Below are 21,888 nucleotides of genomic sequence, written 5' to 3'. Positions count from 1 at the left end.
GCGGGCGAGGGGAGCCCGCCGCACGAGGGTGGCCGTCTGGGGAAGCAGGGGTGAGCGGGGACCCACCACCCGGGCGCCATGGACGGTGTCCGTGGCGCCCGACCGAACCCTCGCGAGCATGACGACGATCGACGCGGACCATTACGCGTGCGGCGGACGATTTTTGTCCGCCCCTCGGAACACAGCCGCGAAACCCGGCCGATAGGCTCGGTGCCGTGTCGAACGCCGAATCCTCCGTCTCCGCATCCGCCGCCTCCGACCTCCGCCGCATCGCCGCGGCCCTCGCGGATCCGGAGCCGCTGAACTGGGTCATCACGGGCGACTCGATCACCCACGGGCTGGTGCACACACAGGGCGGGCGCAGCTACCCGGAGCACCTGCACGAGCTGATCCGCGGCGAACTGGAGCGCGTGCGCGACGTCGTGCTTAACACCGCGATCAGCGGCAACCGCATCGTCGACCTCCTCGGTGACTGGGACCGTCGCGTCGCGTCGTGGCACCCCGACGTCGTCACGCTCATGATCGGAACGAACGACGCCTCCGACGGTGGACCGCGCGAGGTCATCACGGCGGACGACTACGCCGCGTCGCTGCGGGAGTTCGTCGAGCGAGTGCGCGGGCTCGGGGCGATCCCGGTGCTGCAGACCCCGCCCGCGATCGACACCCGCAACGCCCCGGAGCGGGCGCGCATCGGCGAGTTCGCCGATGCCGTGCGGCACGTCGCCGCGAGCGAGGACGTGATCCTGGTCGACCAGTACGCCCGCTTCGCCGATATCGGCGCCGGTGGCGTCCCGTGGGGGCTCATGAACGATCCGTTCCACCCGAACACCGAAGGGCATGCGGCCCTCGCGCTCGAACTCGCGCACGTGATCGGCATCCGCCCCGACGGGCCCCGCGCGCGCACCTTCGCTCTGCTCGAAGGAATGGTCGCGACCGCCCGGCTGAACGGCTAGACCGCTCGGACGCCCTCACCCTCGGTGGACGAAAGGCCTCTGGACGCCGCCGCAGGCCCCCGCTAGGTTGAGCGCATTCGCAGTCGTCGGAGAGGTGGGGGCATGTCTCACGTGGTGGCAACAGGGGCCGGGAAGGCCATGATGGAGCGTCGGAACGACCCGACGCACGATTACATCCTCGAGCTCACCGGCAAGGAGCGACCCCGCGTCCTCTTCGTCGGCACGGCCACGGGTGACGACAGCGCGTACATCGTGAGCTTCTACTCCACCTACGACTCCGACAGGTGCGCGCCACACCACCTGCCGCTCTTCCACCGCGCGGTCGACGACCTCGCCGGCTTCGTCAAGGGCTTCGACGTGATCCACGTCGGCGGCGGGAACACCGCGAACATGCTCGACGTGTGGAAGCGGCAGGGCCTCGACGAGATCATGCGCGAGATGTGGGAGGACCCCGACTCGAATGTGGTGTTCACCGGAGGCAGCGCCGGGGGCATCTGCTGGTTCGAAGGCGGCACCACCGACAGCTACGGTCCCACCCTGCAGGTCCTTCCCGAGGGACTCGGGTTCCTGCACGGCAGCTTCTGCCCGCACTACGACGCCGAGGACCAGCGCCGTCCGCTGTTCCACGCCTCTCTGCTGAGCGGCGAGCTCTCCACCGGGTACGCGGTCGGCAACCTCCAGTCCCTGCACTTCGCGAACTCCACCTTCGTGACCGCGGTCAGCCCCGTGGAGGACGCCCTCGCCCTGCGCGTCGAAGCCATCGACGGCAAGATCGTCGAGACCGAACTCCCCACGACGGTGCTCGCCGGGAACGCCCCGATCGTGAAGGGACCGTCGTCATGAACGACAACGTGTGGATCCTCGTCGCCGAGCTGATCGTCGTCATCGGCGCCATCTACATGGGCACCCGCACGAGCGGGATCGGGCTCGGCGTGTGGGGGCTGGTCGGCGTGGCCGTCCTCATCTTCTTCTTCGGCGAGGCGCCCGGCAATGCGCCGGTCGATGCGGTCTTCATCGTCATCACCGTCATCACCGCCGCATCGACCATGCAAGCCGCCGGCGGCATCGACTGGATGGTGTCGGTCGCGGCGAAGGTGATCAGACGCAGGCCGAGATCCGTGGTCTTCCTCGCCCCGGCGATGTCGTTCCTCTTCACGGTGGGCGCCGGAACGGGGAACATCTTCTACCCGTTGCTGCCCGTCATCTACGACGTCTCGTATCAGCAGAAGATCCGTCCGGAGCGGGCGCTCTCGGTCTCCGCCGTCGCCTCGCAGGTCGGCATCCTGTGCTCCCCCGTCTCCGCAGCCACCGCCTCGATGGTGGTGCTGCTCGCCCCTCAGGGAGTCGACCTCGGCGGGCTGCTGCTCATCATGTGGCCGGCCTCGATCGTCGGGCTCTTCGTCGCCGCACTCGTCATGATGCGTCACGGCAAGGACCTGGAGGACGACCCCGAGTTCCAGAGGCGCCTGGCCGACCACCAGATCAAGCCGCCGGAGACCGACGCCCACGAGAAGAAGCTGCCGTCGACCGCCGTCCTCTCCGCCTCGCTGTTCCTGGCCGGCGTCGGCGTGATCGTGCTCTTCGGCCTGTTCGAGAATCTGCGTCCGGTCATCGGCACCGACGACGCCGGCGACCCGGTTCGACTCAGCGTCACCGTGATCATCGAGGTCGTGATGGGCATCATCGCCGCCCTGATCTTCGTCTTCTGCAAGGTGAAGGCAGCCGACGTGCCCAAGCAGCCCACGTTCCCCGCCGGCATCGTCGGCGCCATCGCGCTCTTCGGCATCGCCTGGCTGGCGAACACGTTCGTCGCCGCGAACCAGACCCTCATCGTCGACGGACTCGGCTCGGTGGTCTCCGGGTCTTCGGCTTTCCTCGGCGCGCTGCTGTTCGCGCTGGCGCTGTTCGCGGTCGCGATGCTCACGACCAGCCAGTCGAGCGCCACGAACGCGATCGTGCCGATCGGCATCACGATCGGCCTGCCCGCCTCGCTCCTGGTGGGGCTCTGGCCGGCGGCGATGGGCATCTACACGCTGCCGGCCAACGGCAGCCAGGTCGCGACCGTGGCGTTCGACCAGACGGGAACCACCAAGATGGGCAAGTTCGTCTTCGACCACTCGTTCCAACTGCCGAACCTCATCTACGTGGCCGTGGCGATCATCGTGGGCGTGCCGCTCTCGTTCCTGTTCACGTGAGCTGAGCGGTCGTCCACGACATGACCGACGGCGTCGACCGGACCGCACTGCGACAGTTCCTGCTCGGGTTGGCGCAGGGCATGAACGCCTCGGCCGAATCGGTCGACCGCATCCGCGACACGATGACCGACGTCGCGAAGGCCTACGGCGGCGGTGACGCCGACTTCGTCGTCCTGCCGACGATCATCCTCGTCGAGACCGGGGAGTCGGAGGAAGCCCGCGTCGCGATCCGCTCCGCCACGAACGCCTCTTTCCGCTTCGATCAGATCGCCGCGCTGTACGAACTGATCGGCCAGGCGCGGACGGGGGCGATCCCGCCACTCGACGGCATCAGACGGCTGAACGAGATCGGAGCCATGCGCCCGCGGCTCGACTGGTTCACGCGCACCCTGGGTCACGCCATCCTCACCACCGGGCTCGCCCTGCTGCTCGCGCCGACCTGGCAGGGCGTGATCGTCGCGTTCGTGCTCGGCTTCGGTATCGGGCTGCTCAAGCTGGTGCGGTCGCCGACGCTCCAGCTGATCCTGCCCATCGCCGCCGCGTTCGTGTGTGCGGCGGCGGTCTTCCTCCTGGCCGAGGTGATCGAGATCGGCGATCCGATCCGTCTTCTCATCGCGCCGCTGGTGACGTTCCTCCCCGGCGGCGTGCTGACCACGGCGACGGTCGAGCTGGCGGCCGGACAGATGATCTCCGGCGCCTCCCGCCTGGTCTACGGCTTCGTGCAGCTGGCCCTCCTGGCTTTCGGCATCCTCGCCGCCGGCACCGTGGTGGGAGTGGAGTCGCGATCGTACGAACCGTTGGAGGCCACCTCCCCCCTGCCGTGGTGGGTGGCGATCATCGGCATCCTCGTCTTCGCGCTCGGCAACTATCTGCATTTCTCGGCGCCGCCCTCGACCTTCGGCTGGGTGCTGATCGCCCTGGTCGTCGCGTATTCGGGGCAGTGGGCAGGCAACGAGTTCGTCGGCCCCACGGTCGGAGGTTTCGTCGGCGCGCTCGTGATGACCCCCGTCGTCTTCTGGATCGCGGGGCTCCGGCACGGGGCGCCGTCGCAGCTCACGTTCCTGCCGGCGTTCTGGCTGCTCGTCCCCGGAGCGGCCGGTCTGGTCGGACTCACCGAGGCGGTCGCCACCGACGGCGGACTCACCGACTTCGTCGCGGCCCTCGTCTCGGTCATGTCGATCGCCCTCGGTGTGCTCATCGGCACCGCGCTGTACCGCGTCGTGCATCATGGTGCGGAAGAGATCGTGCAGTTCGCCGTGGCCCTGCCTGCGCCCGACGAGACCACGTCGACTCCGAGATTCTGGTCACGGCTCACGGCTCCGTGGCGTCGGTCGGCCGACCGCTGACGCGACCGGACGGCGCAGAGTCCGGCATCCCTCCCCCGGGTATCACCGGCACTCCCTCCCCCTGGCTTGCCCCTCTGGCTTGCCCCTCTGGCTTGCCCCTCTGAGATTTCGGAATATCGTAGGGGTGGGGACCTGGGGAGGTACGGTGTCGGCATTTGTCGCGCAGGGGGACGGACACATACCGCGAGTATCGGCGCACGCCATCAGTCGTCCACGACTGATCGCCGCGCTCGAGACCGAGACGCCGTTGACGCTGGTCCGGTCGGCATCGGGGTCGGGCAAGACCACCGCCCTCGTCGATTGGGCGGCCGCGACCACCTCACGTGTCGTGTGGATCACCGTGACGCCTTCCATCGCGACCGGCGATGCCCTCGCCCGCGCGCTGCTGCGGGTACTGCCAGGCACGGCTCCCGCGCACTCCGCCGCCGCGGAAGACGGCTGGGCCGCCGTGACCTCGCGTCTGTGCGACGTGGACGGTCCACTGGTCGTGGTGCTCGATGATGCGGCCGCCGTCGACCGCGAGGGCGTGTTCGCACTGTGTCGAGCCGTCGCCACCACCCCGCTGACCCGCTTGATCGTCGCCACGAACCGCCCCAGCCCCTTCGACAGCGAGGGCCTCGACCTCGTGATCGACACGACGCTCCTGGCCCCCGAAGAGCTCATGTTCGACGCCGAGGAGATCCGCCGGGCGCTCGACGTCGACGAAGACACGGCCATCGCCACGCGCGAAGCGACGGGAGGGTTCCCCGCTCTCATCCGTGCGCTGGCCCTCCGCGGCGCCGGAACGGACGCGGTGTCGTTGCGCGCCGCCACCACCGTGATCGAGGACTACCTGCAGGATCGGCTCGCCGAATGCGCCTTCGATCGGCAGACCCTGCAGGGCCTGTTGCGGATCAGCGTCACGGAGTCGGTCGACGTTCCGCTCGCGGTGGCGCTGACGGGTGACGCCGAGATCACCAGAGCCCTGGACCAGGCCGAGACGTTCGGCTTCGGTCGCTGGGCCGCCGACGGGCGCAGCGCCTTCGCCCTGACGCCGCTCACGCGAGGCATGCTGCGCCGCGAGCTCCGCCGGGTCGCTCCGCACGAGATCCCCCAGCTGCGGCGCGTCGCGGCAGAAGGTGCGGTGCGCCGCGACCTCCCGCTCGAGGGACTCCGCCTCGCCCTGGAGGACGACGACCTGCGCCTCGCGACGCACGTCACGATGTCGGGATGGAACCGGCTGCTCCACCGTGATCGGAATGCGGTGGTCGAGCTGCTCGGGGATGCGCCCGTGGCGCGGCTCAAGCGGGAGCCCCTCGTGGCCATGCTGCTCGGGATGTGCCTCAAACCCAACCGGCTCCGACGCCAGCGCGGGCTCCAGCTGCTGCGCATGGCGGTGGCGGCGGCGAACGCCCGCCGCACGACGCTCTCGGCCACGGAGCGGATCTTCATCTGGGCGGCCGAGAGCGCGTCGCTGCGAGCCATCGGTCGACCGGAGCGGGCGGCCCAGGTGGCGGCGCGCGCACTGGCGCTGTTCCACGAGACCCCCGAATCGCAGTGGCAGCAGTACGCCCGCGACATGCCGCTGCTGTGCACCCATCTGGGCATCTCGCTCTATTACGGCGGAGAGCAGGATGAGGCCATCCGGCTGTGGGAGGAGGCCACCGCCCTGGCCGCGGCGCACGGGAGCACCAACGCCTTCCACGGGATATGCCTCCTCGCCGGGGTCCACGCCCTGAACGGGGATCTGCCGGAGGCGCGTCATTATGTCGGTCTCATCCGCGACGGCGAATGGGACCCGGTGCTCCTCGACAGCTATCGGGGCACCTACTACCGGGTGGCCGAGGCGATGCTCGCGGTCGAGGACGGCGACATCGCCGCGGCGAAGCGGCACATCCGCTTCTTCGAGCCGTACCGGGCGACGAGCGAGCACTGGACGACGATGGCCTCCGTGGAGGCATGGATCGCTCTGCACGAGGGTGAGGCCGCTGCCGGACTGGAGCGCCTGGAGTCGTTCGTCCGTCTCCGGGGAAAAGAGGCGAGTGCACCTCACGTGCGCCACGCCCTGTCGCGCCCGAGGACGCTCCTGCACCTCGCCCTCGGTGATGTGAGCACCGCCAGGAACATCGTGCAGCGGGATACGCTTCCCGACCGTTTCGGCACGGTCCTCAAACGGGCGCGCCTGGCACTCGTCGACGGCAGGACCGCCGACGTGGTCCGGCTTCTGGGGCAGACCCGCCTGCGCCCCTCCACCGCCCGAGAGCGCGCCGAAGCAGCGGCCGTGCACAGCGCCGCGCTGCACCGGGTGTCCGCTGCGGCCGCGCAGCCGTCGAGCGAGGCCCTGAATGCCCAGCTCACCGACCGGGGACTCACCACCCCGCTCGTGCTCCTGGGCGCCGAGGACTTCGGCGCCGTGCGATCCGATCTCGACCCCACCGGTCGGGCGACCTTCCCGCTGCGATCGGCGCTGCCGTCGTTCGCGACCCGGCCACGACTGTCATCCCGCGAGCAGATCGTGCTGCGCGCCCTGACGTCGGGAGCGCCGCTGCCGGCGATCGCCGACGAGCTCCGCGTCTCGCAGAACACGCTCAAGACCCAGCTCCGCAGCATCTATCGCAAGCTCGGCGCCCACAACCGCGCCGAGGCGATGGAGCAGGCGGCGCGCCACGGCCTGCTCGCGGAGTGACCCGCGGTCCCGCGGGAACGCGGAAGGCCTCGCCCGTCGCATGCGACGGACGAGGCCTTTCCCGTGTCCGCTAGACCTGCGCCCGGCGACGACGCACGATCAGCAGCACGGCACCGCCGAGCAGCAGCGCGATCGCGAGAGCCAGCACCCACGGGGCCAGCAGGCCGCCGGTGAGAGCGAGCGGCGTGAGCACCGGGTTCTCGGTCACGCTCGTCGGCGGAGTGATCGTCTCGCCACCGGGAGGCGTGGCCGTCCCCACGGCCACGTTGCGCAGATTCGCTCCGGCGGCGTCGGCGTGCACGGTCACGGAGTACGTGATCGTGACGCTCTCGCCCTCGGCGAGGCTGCCGGACCAGCGCAACTGCGTGCCTTCCACCGTGGGAGCGGCCACCGTGCGTGCGGATGCCGTGCCGTCGCCCACGACGGCGGTCGCGCCGGCGCGGAGGTCGGCGTGCCGCAGCACTCCGGAGAGATCATCCGTGATGACGACCTCGTCGAGGCCCGTCTCGCCGGTGTTCGTGCCGACGAGCGTGTACGTGACGACGCTTCCCGTGGCGACGGCCGTACCGGCTCCGGGATCGGCGGTCTTGACGAACGCGAAGCCGGGGGTGCCGACAGGGTTCTCCGTCGTGACGGGCGGAGGCGTGATCACCGCACCACCCGGCGGGGTGGCGGTACCGGAGACCGTGTTCGCGATCGTCGCACCGCCCGCGTCGCCGTTCACGGTGACCGAGTACGTGATCGTGACGCGCTGGCCCACGGCGAGAGCGCCCGTCCAGGTGAGCTCGTCGCCGTCCACGACAGGAGCCGGGGCTGACCCGTCGACCACAGTCGCGGTGGCGTCGCCGTTGTAGGCGGCGTGGGCGAGCACGACCGACAGGTCGTCGCTGATGCTCACAGGCGCCAGTGCGGTCTCACCGGTGTTCACGCCGGTCACCGTGTAGGTGATGACGCTGCCGGGGTCGACCCGGGTTCCCGAGGAGGGGTCGGCCGACTTGCGCACCTCGAAGCCGGGCGCGTTCACCGGATGCTCCGTCGTCGCGGGAGGCGTCTCGATCGGCGGCACACCTCCCGGCGGCGTCGCCGAGCCCGAGACCGAGTTCGCGATGACCGTTCCCCCGGCGTCGGCCTGCACGGTCACGGAGTACGTGATCGTGACGGTCGCACCGACGGGGAGGACACCATCCCACGACAGCCGGTCACCGGTCACCACAGGGGCGATCGCCGCGGTGGTGCCGATCCTGGCGGTCGCGTCGCCGTTGTAGTCGGCGTGCGAGACCACTCCCGAGAGGTCGTCGACGATCGTGACCGGGTCGAGGATCGTCTCGCCGGTGTTCACGCCGGTCACCGTGTAGGTGATGACACTGCCGGGGTCGACCGCGGTGCCCGCCGCCGGATCGGCGCTCTTCGACACCGAGAATCCGGGCACGTTGACGACGTTCGTCGTGATGCCGGGCGGCGGGGTGATGACCGAGCCACCCGGCGGAGTGGCGGTCGCGCTCGCACTGTTCTCGAGCACGGATCCCACGCCGTCCGCCCCGACCGTGACGGAGTACGTGACGGTGACGGTCTGGCCGACCGCGAGCGCGCCCGACCAGCGGAGCTTCACTCCGGCGACGGACACCGCACCGGCGGGCTGTCCGCCGATCACGGCCACGGCATCGGAGTTGTACGACGCGTACGGCAGCACCTTCGACAGGTCATCCGTGATCTCGACCGGGTCGAGGGCGGTCTGACCGGTGTTGACGGCCGTCAGCGTATAGGTGAGCACGTCACCGGGGTCCACGGCGGTGCCCGGTGCCGGATCGGCCGTCTTGGCGAACGTGAAGCCGGGTGCGTTGACCGGGTGCTCCGTGGTCGAGGGCGGCGGGGTGATCGGCGTGCCCGGGGTCGTCGGGCTGTCGGGGTCGCTCGGGTCCGTCGGGATCAGCGGAGTCGCCGTGCCCGTCGCCGTGTTGGCGACCGTCTCGCCACCGGCGGTCGGATCGACCGTCACCGAGTAGACGATGACGACGTCCTGACCCGGGCGCAGCATTCCGCTCCAGGACAGGGCCCCGCGAGCCACGCTCACGTCCCCGCGGGTGGCGGTCACGTCGTCGTTGTACGACGCGTGGGCCAGCGCACCGCGCAGGTCGTCGGCGATCGAAGCCGGGTCGAGCACGGTGTCACCCGTGTTGGTGCCGGTGACCGTGTAGGTGATGACGCTGCCGGGATCGACGCGCGTCCCGGTGACGGGATCGGCCGACTTGGTCACCGTGAATCCGGGGGTGGCGACCGGGTGCTCCGTCGTCGACGGGGGCGTCGTCACCGGGGTTCCCGGTGTGGTCGGGCTGCCCGGGTCCGTCGGGTCGACCGGAATGAGGGGTGTGCCCTCACCCGTGACGGTGTTGCGCAGCAGCACACCGGTGGCATCCTCGTCGACCGTGACCGTATAGGTGATCTCGACCCGAGCGCCGGGAGCGAGCGTCCCCTTCCAGGTCAGGGTGGTGCCGTCGAGGGCGATCGCGCCGGTCGAAGCGGTCGCGTCGTCACCGTACCGGGCGTGCGCGAGCACGGCCGACAAGTCGTCGACGATCGTCGCCGGATCGAGCGTCGTGTTGCCCGTGTTGACCCCCGAGATCGTGTAGGTGATCGTGTCACCCGCGCGCACGGCGGTACCGGTGGCCGGGTCAGCGGACTTCACGACCTCGAAGCCGGTGTCCACGACCGGGTGGTTCGTCTCCACCGCCGGCGGGACGATCGGCGTTCCCGGGGTCGAGGGACCGGCAGGGTCGGTCGGGTCGACGGGGATCTGCGGCGTGGCGGTGCCGGTGGCGACGTTGTGCAGCAGCGCCTTCTGGACACCCGCGTCGACGGTCACCGAGTAGCGGATCGTGACGGAGGCTCCGCGGGGCACCTCACCCGACCAGGTCAGCGTGCTGCCGGTGACGGTGACGGAGCCGCGGTCGGCGGTGACGTCGTCGTTGTAGCCGGCGTCGTCGAGCACACCCGAGAGGTCGTCGACGATGCGGGCCGGGTCGAGGTCGGTGTCACCGGTGTTGGTGCCGGTGATCGTGTACGTGACCGTGTCGCCGGCCGAGACCGCCGTGCCCGACACGGGATCGGCGGACTTGCTGATCGTGAAGCCCGACCCGATGACCGGGTGCTCGGTGGTGACGGTCGGCGGGACGATCGGCTCGCCCGGCACCTCCGGCCCCTCGGGATCACCGGGCTTCGGCGTGGTCGGCGTCGCGGTGCCGGTGACGGAGTTCTTCAGGATCTCTCCCGAAGCGTCCGCATCCACGGTCACGGAGTACGTGATGGTCACAGCCTGCCCGGGGGCGAGCGCGCCGGTCCAGGCGAGGTCGTCACCGGTGATGGCGGCGGCGCCCGTGGTGAGGGGCGTGCCGGCGACCGAGGTCGCGATGTCGGAGTTGTAGGCGGCGTGCGCGAGCACACCGGACAGGTCGTCGGCGATCGACGCGGGGTTCAGCGTGGTCGCCCCCGTGTTGGTCCCGGTCACCGTGTACTCGATGACCTGCCCCGGCTCCACGACCGTTCCCGCTGCGGGGGTGGAGGTCTTGGCGACGGTGAAGCCCGCGACGGGGTGCTCGGTGGTCACGGGCGGGGTGACGGGCGGAGGGAGCGTGCCGGGCGGGGTGCCCGAGGCGGTGACGCTGTTGGCGATCCGCTCACCCTCGACGCCGGCGTCGACGATGACCGAGTAGGTCACGGTGAGCACCTGACCGGGCTCGAGCGCACCGGTCCAGGCGAGGTCGTCACCCGTGACGGTGGCGGCCCCAGACGCGACGGGCGTGCCGTCGATCTTGGTGACGACATCACCCTGGTACTCGGCGAACGCGAGCACGCCGGAGAGGTCGTCGTTCACCTGCACGGGGTCGAGGACCGTGTTCCCGGTGTTCTCGGCCTCGACCGTGTATGTGAGGCGCTGGCCGGCCTGCACGGCGAGGCCGTCGGCGGGGTCGGACGTCTTGCGCAGAGCGAGGCCGGGCACGAGTCGCACGTTCGTGAACGTGCACGTGACGTCGGTGCCGCGCGAGCCCGACGGCTGCGTCACCTCGCCCGAGGCAGTCACCGCCACCGGGGTCGTGGTCCCGTTGGGGTTCACCTGCACGCAGTCCAGCGACTCGGCGTACCGGGTGCGATCCGTCGTGCCGGATGCCGCCTCGGACAGGCGGAAGGTGTCGCCCTGGTTGGTGAAGATCGGGCCCGCGTAATCGGGCTGCAGGCCCGTGCGCTCTCCGCGCGTGGTGGCGTCGGTCTGCGCGACCTGGTAGCCGGCGGGCGACTGCACGCGCAGCGCGAACTGGTCGGTGGCCGAGTGGCGCCCCGCGGGGAGGTCCTTCTTCAGCGTGAGGGTGTTCGGGAAGGTGCAGCTGGACATGTCGGTGGGAGCGAAGGACCCGAGCGACGTGGTGTTGACGGTCTGCCCGCGGGGCAGGTCGACCTCGATGATGCGGTTTCCGCCACCGGACGCGGAGACGAAGATGTGCCCGAGGTTTCCGAACGCGATGCCGTTGCCCTGCACACCGGCACCCATGTCGTGCACCTGCTTGGCCTCGATGGTGGCCGTGCTCGGCGTGACCGTGGCGGGCAGGTCGGCGGAGTAGATGAAGTTGTCCGCGACCAGGACGAGCTGACCCGAGGCACTGAAGGCCATGTCGCCGTTGGCGCCGAACGCGCTGCTGCCGGCGGTCGGGCGGAGGGTTCCGACCTGCACGTAGGTCTGCGGCGTGAGGTTCTCCTCCCACGCGTAGATGTTGATCGCGCCGTTGATCGTGCCGCTGGCGAAGTAGTAGACGCCCGTGTCGGGGTGCACGGCGCCACGCAGCACCGACGAGTTGAGGGTGAACGACGTGCGCGTGGTGACGTCGGTCACACGGTCGTGCTTGGCCAGCACCTTGCTTCCGGCGGCGTTGGTGACCGTGTAGGCGTACTGGCCGCTGGACGAGATGCCCAGGGCGTTGTTGGAGTGGTCGACGCCGAGGGTCGTGGCACCGAGCGTTCCCCCTTCGCCGGGGGCACCGCCCTGCTCGTTCACGACGAACTCGCGCACCTCGGTCGCGCTCTGCACGTACACCGCTCCGGGGGTGCAGAGGAACGGATCAGCCGCAGCTGCCGGCGCTGCCGTCAGCGTCCCGCCGATGAAGACCATCGACGAGGCGACGAGCGCCGTGCTCACGGCGCCGCCGATCAGCTTTCTCGCGCGGCCCCGCCAACGGCTGCGCCGCTCGGACGGAAGGCCATCGGATGTGCGGTCCTTGCGGGCAACACGAAACGCCATGACTGTCTCCCCATTCATCGCTTCCCCGGCGCGCACTCGCGCACGGAAGCCCCCGCCCCCTCAGGCGACCGCCGAGCACCATTCGGGCATGGTGAACTCGGTCCGGGCCACCGCCAGCCTGCCCGTCGGCCGAGACGCGATCCTGCCGATCCCGGAGAATTCACCCCGTCTTTTCACCCCGTACGACGGCTTCCCCCGATCCCGCGAAGAGGGGCGCACCGACGACTCCGGCGCGCCCCTCCGCAGCGTGGCTACTGCCGGGACCCGATCTCTTCGATGGGACGGGTGCGCATGGTCGCCGTGGTCCCGACCCACATCGCCACGAGCGCCAGCGCGCCCATCGCCCCGACGATCAGGAACGACCCCAGCACGGGCAACGCGGGGATCGGCTGCCCCGAGATGCCCATGCTCACGCCGATGAGCGGAGGGATCGCGACGACCACGCCGAACACCATCGCGATCGCCGCCACGAGCACGGCCTCGATCCGCATCATCGAGCGCACCTGCCCGCGGGACGATCCGATCAGCTGCAGCAGAGCCAGCTCCCGTGAGCGCTCACCCGTCGCCATGACGAGCGTGTTCACCACGGCGATCGCGATGTAGCCGAGGATCACCAGCAGGGCGACGAGGTTCACCCACCCGTTCTGGGCGTGCGCTCCGGCCCCCGCGGCCCCCTGCCCCGATCCGTCGGTCACGAGCAGACCGCGCGCCTCCAGCGCGGCCCGGACCTCGCCGGTCGCCGCCTCGTCGACCGCCACGAGCGCGAAGGCATCGAGACCCGTCGTGGTGTGGGCTCTGACCTCTTCGGCGGCCATGGTGAGGTCGCCGAAGCCCAGACCCCGCTCGTACACCGCGACGACCGTGGCCTTCAGCGGCGAACCGTCTCCGAGTTGTCCGACGACCGTGCCGCCGATACCCAGCCCGAGCGTCTGCGCGGCATCCGTGCTCACCGCGACCGTCGCGATGCCGTCGAGGTCGGCGAGCGATCCTTCGCGCACGCGGAGATCGAGACTGTGCGCGATGTTCTCCGGGTCGACGCCCTGCAGCACATGCTCGGCACGCTCCAGCTTGCCCTCGAAATCGAACGAGTCCACCACCGCCGCGCTGAGTGCGACCCCCGACGCCTCGGTCACCCCCGGCATCTCGCGGATCACGTCGACCGCCTCCGGCGAGAGTCCCGACGGCGCGGCCACCCGCAGGTCGGCGATCACCCCGGCGCTGGCCTGGGTCGCCGCCTCCGCGGCGATGATCGACGGCGCCCCGATCTGCACGAGGCCCAGCCCGATGCCGAGAGCGACCGGCAGGATGGCCGACGCCAGCCGCCTGCTGTGCGCCGCGGCGTTCGCCGACGCGAGGAAGCCCGCACACGACGAGCGACGCAGCACGGTGCCGACCAGCCGGACGCTCAACGACACCAGCCACGGGCCGAGCACCGCGAGCGCGACGATCAGCAGCATGGCCGCACCGGCAGCCGCGCCGGCGGCGACCTGCCCGCGCACGACGAGTGGCACCGTCGAGACCGAGATCCCCGCGGCGGCGAGCACGATTCCGGTGATGATGCGCGGCAGACCGATGGCCGGAGCGCCCGTCGCCGATTCCCGCAGCGCTTCGACCGGATCGAGCTTCGCGACCCGGGCCGCCGCGATGCGCGCCGCACCCCAGGCCGAGGCCAGCACGAGCAGCACCGCGCCGACGGCGGGGAGAGGACCTGTGGCCAGGGCGAAGTCGCCGGGGATCACGCCACCGGATACGAAAGCCGCCTGCAGCACGGTCGACAGCAGGTATCCCGGCGCGATGCCGAGCAGCACCGCGACGGCCGAGACCCACAGCACCTCGCGGGCGACGAGCGCGTGCACCTGGGACGGACTCGCCCCGACGGCCCGCAGCAGCGCGTAATCACGGCGGCGCGACTGCACCGACAGCGACAGGGTGCCCGCCACGATGAACATCGCCACGAGGATGCAAGTGCCGACGAACGCGCTGCCGATGGCCACGAGCGTCGAACGCGCGGCGCCCGAGTCGAGGAACTCGACGTCGCCGCGGGCGTCTCCCGTGCGGGCGATCAGGTCGGGGAAGGCCTCGCGGATCGCACCGGCCGTCTGCTCGGGGTCGACGCCCGAGACGAACACGCCGAGTGCCTGCGCGGCCCCCTCGTGCGGGTCGAGCTGGTCGATGCGACGCTCGCTGAGGAACACGTGCGCTCCTCGCTCCGGCATCACCGGTGCCGCGACCTCGCCGACCACGCGGTACTCCGACGGGACGCCGCCGTGCGCGAGGACGACCGCGTCGCCCACGGCAAGACCGCTGCCCGCGGTGACGACGACCTCGTCGGCTGCCGCGGGCTCCCCACCCTCGCGCAGCTCGAAGCCGGTCAGCGCGGTGGAGGGCCACGGGTGCGCCTCGACCAGGACGGAACCGCCGGCATCGGCATCCGCACCGGCATCCGCACCGGCATCCTGCAGTGAGAGCGGAATCGTGACGTCGGCCACGACGCGGTCGACTCCGGGAAGAGCGGCGATGTCGCGCGCTGCGTCGGCGGGCAGCGGCACGCGTTCCCGCAGGGGAACCGGCAGGTCTTCCGGCACATCGACCTGCTGCGGCGCACCGACCACCACGTCGACCGCGGAATAGCGTTCCGGCGCCAGGCCTCCGCGCATGCCGGATTCGACGAGGACTCCGAGGCCCGTCACCAGTGCACTCGCCACGAACACCGCGACCGCCACTCCCACGAAGCTCCCGCGGTGATGGCGAAGATCGGCACCGACGAGTCGGCTCAAGCCCAGCGTGCCCGACATCACCACTCCCCCAATGCGCTCATGCGGGCGTTGATCTGCGCGGGGTCGGCACCGTCGAGGTATCCCGCGAAGGCTCCATCGGCGAGGAAGATGGTGCGATCCGCGTGCGCGGCCACCACCGGGTCGTGCGTGACGACCACGACCGTCTGATCGAGCTCGCGCGCCGTGTGCGCGAGCAGGTCGAGAACCTGCTCGCCGGAGCGGGAATCGAGCGCGCCGGTCGGCTCGTCGCCGAACACCACATGCGGCCGGGTGATGAGCGCGCGGGCGATCGCCACCCGCTGCTGCTGGCCCCCGGAGAGCTCGGAGGGGCGACGATGACGGTACTCGGTGAGCCCCACGGCGTCGAGCAGGAAGTCGAGCCACCGCGCCTCGAGTCGACGGCCGCCGAGTCGCAGCGGCAGAGTGATGTTGTCTTCGACGTTCAGTGCGGGGAGCAGGTTGTACGCCTGGAACACGAAGCCCACGTGATCGCGGCGGAAGGCGGTGAGCTGGCGTGCCTTCAGCCCCGAGATCTCGGTTCCGCCGAGGTGCACGGTGCCACTGCTCGGCCGGTCGAGTCCTGCGGCGCTGTGCAGCAGGGTGCTCTTGCCCGAGCCCGAAGGGCCCATGATCGCGGTGAACGTGCCCTTCGCGATGGCGAGGTCCACGCCACGGAGGGCCGTGACGCGGCTGGCACCTGTGCCGTAGGTCTTGACGACGGACTGCAGCCGCAGTGCTTCGGAGGGCCGCGCGTCGACGGCCCGGGAGAGGGGGGTGAAGGTCATGATCCGACGCTAGGGACGGGGCGGACGGCATCCCATCCCGCCCGCTGCCGCTTCGATGGTGGTGCTGGCTATACCGTGCCGCTCCGACCGCTCGGGCAGACTGTGAGAGTGAAGGACGGACGGATGCGGCGATGGCTGCGCGCGTGGGGATACCTGGCCGTCGAGGCCGGAGTCTCGATCGCCTCCGTGGTGTTCCTCTGCCTGGGCATCGTCCTGCTTCCCTTCATGATCCTCACCGGCGGCGTGCTGCTGATGCCCGAGACCGTGCAGAGCCTGCACCGCTGGACGGACCTGAACCGCCGTCGTGTCGGCGCCTACCGGGGCGAGGAGCTGACGCCGATCGGCCACGTGCTCCCGCGGGCCTCGACCATCGACGATCGTCTGCGCTTCGCTTTCTCGCGCGCCACCGGCCGCGACGTGCTGTGGCTCGCCGTGCAGGGGCTCCCCGTGCTGTTCGTCTCACTGCTGACGATCTCGCTGCCGGTCGCGGCGGTCAACACCCTCGCGATCACCTACTACTGGCAGTTCGCTCCCGCCGACGACCCCGTGGGTTCGGTGTACCCCGTCACGTCCTGGGAGCTCGCGGCCACGATGCCGCTGCTCGCGGCGGCGTACGCGATCCTGTCGATCCTCCTGATCCCCGCGGTCGCACGGCTGGTGTCGTACGTGTCGGCGACGCTGCTCGCGACGCCGGAGAAGTCGCGCCTCGCCGCACGGGTCGACGCCCTGACCCTCAGCCGCGCCGCCGCGCTCGATGCCCACGCGGCCGAACTGCGGCGCATCGAGCGCGACCTGCACGACGGTGCGCAGAACCGCCTGGTCAACGTGGTGATGATGCTCGGGATCGCCGAGCGCGCGCAGGAGACCGGCGGCGACGTGCTCGAACCGCTGCGGCGAGCGCAGGATGCGGCGACCGACGCGCTCGCCGGACTCCGCCGCACGGTGCACGACATCTACCCGCCGATCCTCGACGAGCTCGGGCTGGAGGGGGCGCTGGCGTCGCTGGCCGGGCGCAGCGTCGTGCCCTGCACGATCGAGACGTCGCAGGTCGGACGCGTCCCGGCCGCCGTCGAGTCGGCCAGCTACTTCGTGGTGGCCGAGGCTCTGACCAACGTCAGCAAGTACAGCGATGCCACGCGGGCCGCGGTGCGGGTCGAACGGGAGGGGGAGGTGCTGCTGATCACGGTCGAGGACGACGGCGTGGGCGGAGCAGCCGAACGCCCGGGCGGCGGCGTGGCCGGCATCCGTCGTCGCCTCGAGGCCTTCGAGGGTGGGCTGGAGCTGTCGAGCCCGGTCGGCGGCCCCACCATCCTGAGAGCGGAGTTGCCATGCGGATCGTGATCGCCGAAGACGACACCCTGCTCCGCGAGGGGCTGGCGCTGCTGCTGCGCAGCGAGGGGTTCGAGGTCGTGGCGGCCGTCGACAACGCCGAGGCATTCCTCACCCGGCTCGACGAGGCCGATGCCGCCGTGGTCGATGTGCGGATGCCGCCCACCTTCACCAGCGAGGGGCTGAAGGCCGCGGCCGAAGCCCGCGCTCGCCGCCCCGGTTTCCCCGTGCTGGTGCTGTCGGCCTACGTCGAGGATCGGTACGCCGGTGAGCTGCTGGCTGCCGGAGCCGACGGCCTCGGCTATCTGCTCAAGGAGCGTGTCGGCAAGGTCGCGGCCTTCATCGATGCCCTGCACCGCGTGGCCGCCGGCGGCACGGTGATGGATCCCGAGGTCATCTCGCAGCTGATGAGCCGCCGTCGCGCCGACGATCCGGTGCAGACCCTCACGCCCCGCGAGCGCGAGGTGCTGGGCCTCATGGCCGAGGGGCTCGACAACGGCACCATCGCCGAACGGCTCTTCGTGACCGAGACCGCGGTGAGCAAGCACATCGGCAACATCTTCGCCAAGCTCGGCCTCGCCTCCAGTGACAGCGGCCACCGGCGTGTGCTCGCCGTGCTCGCATACCTGCGCAGCTGACCCGGCACCCGCTCTACCGCCGCGGTGCCGAGCGATGCCATGCTGTCGGGGATGAAGCGCAACACCAGGATCACCACTGCCGTCGTCGTCGTGGCCGTCGCCGGGCTGGTCGCCGTTGCCGCTCCCGCCGTGATCAGCGCCGCACCCGCCGTCGTCGATGCGGCTTCGTGGGCGTCGGAACGCTTCGCCGCCGAACCCTCCACGGCCCCGACGAGTGCCGCCGACGCCTCTGATCCGGTCGGATACGTCGATCTGGGCGATGGCATCAGCGTTCCCGCCCGCGGACCGGGTGATTGCACCACCAACGCGTTCATCAACATCGGGAGCGACGACGGCTCCCCGGCCCACGGGAAGCTCCTGGGCGAGCTCGTCGACCTGGGCGCGTCGGAGCTGGCACGCGGGCCGGTCACCCTCGATGCCGACGGCCAGATCTTCTCTTACGAGGTGCAGGCCGGCGACAGCCTCATCGCGATCGGCGAGCGCTTCTGCGTCGACTACGTCACCGTCGGCAGCTTCAACCACGTGCGCGGCAATGAGCCGATCGCTCCCGGGGACGTGCTATACCTGCGACCGGACCCGACGCTTCCGTTCGTCGACATCTACTCGCCGTACAACGCCGAACCCGGGTCTTCGACCATCCCCTACTACGACGGAGTGGCAGCGTTCTCCACCGCTGTCGCCACCGCAGACCTGGGTGCCGCGCGGTGGCTGTGGCAGCGGCTGGAGAAGGACATGCCCCCGGAGACGGCGGCCGTGATCTCACAGGCCCTGAGCACCGACGACCTGGCGCTGCTGCGCCGCATGTTCCCGTAGCAGCGCTTCCCCCTCTCCGCGCTTCCCCTCTCCACGCCTTCCTCTCCACTCCTCGCGTCTCCACCCTCGCCGTCGACGGTCGTTCTCGCGCGCCCGGAACCGCTTCGGGATCTCGTCCGAAAAAGTTTGGTATTCGGTGTTGCTAAGTACCGGTACTCAGTGTTACTTTGTACCGGTACCCAGCAACACTGAGTACCAACCGAAACGAAAGGAGGACCTGATGGGCAAGCAGATGACCGAGATGCTCAAGGGCACTCTGGAGGGCATCGTTCTGGCCCTCCTCGCCGAGCAGCCGGCATACGGGTACGAGATCACCACACGCATCCGCGACCACGGATTCACCGACATCGCCGAGGGCACGATCTACGCACTCCTCGTGCGCATCGAGCAGAAGAACCTCGTCGACGTCGAGAAGGTCCCGAGCGAGAAGGGTCCGCCGCGCAAGGTGTACACCCTGAACGCACAGGGCCGCCAGGAGCTCGAGGAGTTCTGGAAGACCTGGGACTTCCTCGCGCAGCACATCGCACAGCTGAACAAGACCGACACCGACAATACGAGCACCACCCCGAACAAGGAGAACTGATCATGGCCGCAAAGTGGATCGAAGCGCTCACCGGATCGCTCGAGCAGAAGAAGCAGTACAAGCAGGCCAAGGCCCGCATCGACGCCCTCCCCTCGCCGTACCGCGAGGTGGCGAACGCCCAGTACCGGTACTACCTGTACTACGGCGGCATCACCGACGGCGACACGATCGTCACGATGTTCCTCGACCTCGCCGACCTGTGGGAGCGCGCCGCAGTCGACGGCACGCCGGTCAGCGCCATCGTGGGCGATGACCCCGTGGAGTACGCCGAGGACTACGCCCGTGCCTACGGCGGCACGCAGTGGATCGACAAGGAGCGCGCACGCCTCATCAAGGCGTTCGACGACGCGAAGAAGAAGGAGAACGAGTCATGACGAACCCCGCCATCTCGGTGCGCGGCATCGAGAAGTCGTACAAGGATCTGCACGTGCTGCGCGGCGTCGACTTCGAGGTCGAGAAGGGCAGCATCTTCGCCCTCCTCGGCTCGAACGGCGCCGGCAAGACCACCATGGTGCGCATCCTCTCCACCCTGCTGAAGGCAGACGCCGGCACGGCGACCGTGCAGGGCGTGGATGTCGCCTCCGACCCGGTCGGCGTCCGTGAGCGCATCAGCCTCACCGGGCAGTTCGCCGCCGTCGACGAGATCCTCACCGGACGCGAGAACCTCGTGCTGGTCGCGAAGCTGCGGCACCTGCCCGACGCCGGGAAGGTCGCCGACGACCTGCTGGCGACGTTCCGTCTGACCGATGCCGGCGGCCGCAAGGTCGGCACCTACTCCGGCGGCATGCGTCGCCGGCTCGACATCGCGATGAGCCTGGTCGGCGACCCCGAGGTCATCTACCTCGACGAACCGACCACGGGCCTCGACCCCGAAGCCCGCATCGAGGTGTGGGACGTGGTCAAACAGCTCGCGAACAGCGGCACCACCGTGCTGCTCACCACACAGTACCTCGACGAGGCGGAGCAGCTGGCCGACCGCATCGCGATCCTGCACGAGGGTCGCATCATCGCCGACGACACCCTCGCCGGCCTCAAGCGGCTGCTCCCCGCCGCCAAGGTCGAGTACGTCGAGAAGCAGCCCACCCTCGAGGAGATCTTCCTCACCCTCATCGGCCCCAAGGCCTCCGGAAAGGAGAACGCAGCATGAGCACGCACTTCGCCGCCGATACGGCGACACTCACCGGCCGCTCCATGCGGCACATCTTCCGCAGTCCCGACACGATCATCACCACGGCGGTCACCCCGATCGCGCTGATGCTCCTGTTCGTCTACGTCTTCGGCGGTGCACTCCAGCAGAGCACCGGCACCGACAACTACGTGAACTACCTGCTGCCCGGCATCCTGCTCATCGCGATCGCATCCGGCATCGCCTACACGGCGTTCCGACTGTTCACCGACATGCAGAGCGGCATCTTCGAGCGGTTCCACTCCATGCCGATCGCGCGATCGAGCGTGCTGTGGGCGCACGTGCTCACGTCTCTGACGGCGAACGCCATCACCCTGGCGATCATCTTCGGCGTCGGATTCCTGATGGGCTTCCGCACCGGGGCGAGCTTCTGGGCCTGGCTCGGAGTCATCGGCATCCTGATGCTGTTCACCCTGGCCCTCACGTGGCTGGCGATCATCGCGGGTCTGAACGCCAAGACGGTCGACGGCGCGAGCGCGTTCTCGTACCCGCTGATCTTCCTGCCGTTCATCAGCTCGGCGTTCGTGCCGACCGACACCATGCCGGCTCCGGTGCAGTGGTTCGCCGACAACCAGCCGGTCACCTCGATCGTCAACACCATCCAGGCACTCTTCGCCGAGAAGCCCGTCGGCAACGACATCTGGGTCGCCCTCGCCTGGTGCGTCGGCATCCTCGTGGTCGCCTACGTGTTCGCGATCATCTCGTACCGGAAGAAGGTCAGCTGATCTTCGCCCAGCGAGACGGGACGCTCCGACCGGGTCACTCGACCCGGCCGGGGCGTTTCGCCGCGCTCGGCGAGGTGTCGGACCTCGGCGTAGCTTCGGACCTCGGCGTAGCTTCGGACCTCGGCGTAGGGAGGAGTTCCCCCTCTCGGGAGGATCCTTCCGCCCGGATGCTCCTCCCGACGCGGAGAACTCCGCCCGGGAGGAGGCGCGGGATCACGCCTGGCGCAGAGCCGCGACCACGTCGATCTCGACGAGGATGTTCGCCAGTTGCGAGCCCACGGTTGTGCGCACGGGGTACGGCGCGGTGAAGAACTCCTCGTAGGCCTCGTTGAACTCGGCGAAATCGGCGAGGTCCTGCAGATGCACAGTCGACTTCACGACGTCGTCCGTGGTCAGCCCGTGCACCGCGAGCACCTTCTGGATGTTCCGGAGCACCTGGCGGGTCTGGTCGCCCACGCTCGCGGGAACCGCGTGGTCGTTCGCCGCATCCTGCGGTCCGAACCCCGCAGTGTAGAGGAATCCGTTCGCGACCACTCCGTGGCTGTAGGGGCCGGCGGGCGTGGGTGCCCCGTCTGCGTAGAATCCGGTCTTCGGCATCTTTCTTTTCCT

Annotated in this window: 16 protein-coding genes; 12 read left to right on the top strand and 4 right to left on the bottom strand. The window is 69.9% G+C overall.

All coding sequences use genetic code 11. The features are described 5' to 3' along the window. Positions 1-215 precede the first annotated feature (215 nt). From ABDC25_RS00980 to ABDC25_RS00960, 5 genes are all read left to right on the top strand, one after another. Positions 216-953 carry an SGNH/GDSL hydrolase family protein gene (locus ABDC25_RS00980; RefSeq protein WP_021200191.1) on the top strand — a complete coding sequence of 246 codons (738 nt, stop codon included), beginning with the start codon at positions 216-218 and terminating at the stop codon, positions 951-953. A gap of 102 nt (positions 954-1,055) precedes the next feature. Further along, complete coding sequence (locus ABDC25_RS00975) at positions 1,056-1,796, top strand: peptidase E (RefSeq protein ID WP_167256378.1); 741 nt, start codon at positions 1,056-1,058, stop codon at positions 1,794-1,796. Beyond that, entirely contained in the window at positions 1,793-3,148 is a 1,356-nt protein-coding gene (locus ABDC25_RS00970; RefSeq protein WP_021200189.1) for an anaerobic C4-dicarboxylate transporter family protein, read from the top strand. Before ABDC25_RS00975 ends, ABDC25_RS00970 begins: the two co-directional genes overlap by 4 nt. A gap of 20 nt (positions 3,149-3,168) precedes the next feature. Next, the gene (locus tag ABDC25_RS00965) at positions 3,169-4,494 is read left to right on the top strand and encodes a threonine/serine exporter family protein (protein WP_021200188.1); all 1,326 of its coding nucleotides are present in this window, start codon (positions 3,169-3,171) and stop codon (positions 4,492-4,494) included. Positions 4,495-4,639: 145 nt separating this feature from the next. Next, positions 4,640-7,159, top strand: coding sequence for a LuxR C-terminal-related transcriptional regulator (locus ABDC25_RS00960; RefSeq protein ID WP_347124352.1), 2,520 nt, complete (start codon positions 4,640-4,642; stop codon positions 7,157-7,159). A gap of 70 nt (positions 7,160-7,229) precedes the next feature. Here ABDC25_RS00960 and ABDC25_RS00955 read toward each other — a convergent pair whose 3' ends face one another. The 3 genes from ABDC25_RS00955 to ABDC25_RS00945 all read right to left on the bottom strand — a co-directional run bounded on the left by ABDC25_RS00955 (position 7,230) and on the right by ABDC25_RS00945 (position 16,005). Further along, complete coding sequence (locus tag ABDC25_RS00955) at positions 7,230-12,443, bottom strand: isopeptide-forming domain-containing fimbrial protein (protein ID WP_347124350.1); 5,214 nt, start codon at positions 12,441-12,443, stop codon at positions 7,230-7,232. A gap of 251 nt (positions 12,444-12,694) precedes the next feature. Then, positions 12,695-15,238, bottom strand: a complete 2,544-nt coding sequence (locus ABDC25_RS00950; RefSeq protein WP_347124348.1) for an ABC transporter permease — start codon at positions 15,236-15,238, stop codon at positions 12,695-12,697. Then, a complete protein-coding gene (locus tag ABDC25_RS00945; RefSeq protein ID WP_347124346.1) occupies positions 15,238-16,005 on the bottom strand; it encodes an ABC transporter ATP-binding protein in 768 nt (255 codons plus the stop codon). Before ABDC25_RS00945 ends, ABDC25_RS00950 begins: the two co-directional genes overlap by 1 nt. Before the next feature lie 108 nt (positions 16,006-16,113). Here ABDC25_RS00945 and ABDC25_RS00940 point away from each other — a divergent pair, with 108 nt between their 5' ends. The 7 genes from ABDC25_RS00940 (at position 16,114) to ABDC25_RS00910 (ending at position 21,279) form a co-directional block, all read left to right on the top strand. Beyond that, on the top strand, positions 16,114-17,346 hold the full coding sequence (locus ABDC25_RS00940; protein WP_347124344.1) for a sensor domain-containing protein: 1,233 nt from the start codon (positions 16,114-16,116) through the stop codon (positions 17,344-17,346). Then, positions 17,334-17,972 carry a response regulator transcription factor gene (locus tag ABDC25_RS00935; RefSeq protein WP_347124342.1) on the top strand — a complete coding sequence of 213 codons (639 nt, stop codon included), beginning with the start codon at positions 17,334-17,336 and terminating at the stop codon, positions 17,970-17,972. Before ABDC25_RS00940 ends, ABDC25_RS00935 begins: the two co-directional genes overlap by 13 nt. Before the next feature lie 51 nt (positions 17,973-18,023). Next, entirely contained in the window at positions 18,024-18,785 is a 762-nt protein-coding gene (locus ABDC25_RS00930; RefSeq protein WP_347124340.1) for a LysM domain-containing protein, read from the top strand. Between the two features lie 220 nt (positions 18,786-19,005). Then, positions 19,006-19,368, top strand: a complete 363-nt coding sequence (locus ABDC25_RS00925) for a PadR family transcriptional regulator (protein WP_021200180.1) — start codon at positions 19,006-19,008, stop codon at positions 19,366-19,368. 2 nt (positions 19,369-19,370) lie between these two features. Next, positions 19,371-19,742 (top strand): DUF1048 domain-containing protein, encoded by a 372-nt coding sequence (locus ABDC25_RS00920; protein ID WP_021200179.1) that lies wholly within the window; start codon positions 19,371-19,373, stop codon positions 19,740-19,742. Beyond that, positions 19,739-20,515 (top strand): ATP-binding cassette domain-containing protein, encoded by a 777-nt coding sequence (locus tag ABDC25_RS00915; protein WP_029265621.1) that lies wholly within the window; start codon positions 19,739-19,741, stop codon positions 20,513-20,515. The genes ABDC25_RS00920 and ABDC25_RS00915 overlap by 4 nt, the downstream gene beginning before the upstream one ends. Continuing rightward, positions 20,512-21,279 carry an ABC transporter permease gene (locus tag ABDC25_RS00910; RefSeq protein WP_021200177.1) on the top strand — a complete coding sequence of 256 codons (768 nt, stop codon included), beginning with the start codon at positions 20,512-20,514 and terminating at the stop codon, positions 21,277-21,279. Before ABDC25_RS00915 ends, ABDC25_RS00910 begins: the two co-directional genes overlap by 4 nt. Positions 21,280-21,492: 213 nt before the next feature. Here ABDC25_RS00910 and ABDC25_RS00905 read toward each other — a convergent pair whose 3' ends face one another. Beyond that, entirely contained in the window at positions 21,493-21,876 is a 384-nt protein-coding gene (locus ABDC25_RS00905; protein ID WP_021200176.1) for a Rid family hydrolase, read from the bottom strand. Between the last annotated feature and the right edge of the window lie 12 nt (positions 21,877-21,888).

The organism is Microbacterium sp. SY138 (genome assembly GCF_039729145.1).
GTDB lineage: Bacteria > Actinomycetota > Actinomycetes > Actinomycetales > Microbacteriaceae > Microbacterium > Microbacterium maritypicum_A.
This window is presented reverse-complemented; position numbering and strand designations above follow the sequence as displayed.

Bases quoted from the DNA above. Each gene is read 5' to 3' on its own strand.
- ABDC25_RS00970 (WP_021200189.1), top strand. From the start codon at position 1,793: ATGAACGACAACGTGTGGATCCTCGTCGCCGAGCTGATCGTCGTCATC.
- ABDC25_RS00915 (WP_029265621.1), top strand. From the start codon at position 19,739: ATGACGAACCCCGCCATCTCGGTGCGCGGCATCGAGAAGTCGTACAAG.
- ABDC25_RS00910 (WP_021200177.1), top strand. From the start codon at position 20,512: ATGAGCACGCACTTCGCCGCCGATACGGCGACACTCACCGGCCGCTCC.
- ABDC25_RS00965 (WP_021200188.1), top strand. From the start codon at position 3,169: ATGACCGACGGCGTCGACCGGACCGCACTGCGACAGTTCCTGCTCGGG.
- ABDC25_RS00950 (WP_347124348.1), bottom strand. From the start codon at position 15,238: ATGTCGGGCACGCTGGGCTTGAGCCGACTCGTCGGTGCCGATCTTCGC.
- ABDC25_RS00930 (WP_347124340.1), top strand. From the start codon at position 18,024: ATGAAGCGCAACACCAGGATCACCACTGCCGTCGTCGTCGTGGCCGTC.
- ABDC25_RS00955 (WP_347124350.1), bottom strand. From the start codon at position 12,443: ATGGCGTTTCGTGTTGCCCGCAAGGACCGCACATCCGATGGCCTTCCG.
- ABDC25_RS00975 (WP_167256378.1), top strand. From the start codon at position 1,056: ATGTCTCACGTGGTGGCAACAGGGGCCGGGAAGGCCATGATGGAGCGT.
- ABDC25_RS00905 (WP_021200176.1), bottom strand. From the start codon at position 21,876: ATGCCGAAGACCGGATTCTACGCAGACGGGGCACCCACGCCCGCCGGC.
- ABDC25_RS00945 (WP_347124346.1), bottom strand. From the start codon at position 16,005: ATGACCTTCACCCCCCTCTCCCGGGCCGTCGACGCGCGGCCCTCCGAA.
- ABDC25_RS00920 (WP_021200179.1), top strand. From the start codon at position 19,371: ATGGCCGCAAAGTGGATCGAAGCGCTCACCGGATCGCTCGAGCAGAAG.
- ABDC25_RS00935 (WP_347124342.1), top strand. From the start codon at position 17,334: ATGCGGATCGTGATCGCCGAAGACGACACCCTGCTCCGCGAGGGGCTG.
- ABDC25_RS00925 (WP_021200180.1), top strand. From the start codon at position 19,006: ATGGGCAAGCAGATGACCGAGATGCTCAAGGGCACTCTGGAGGGCATC.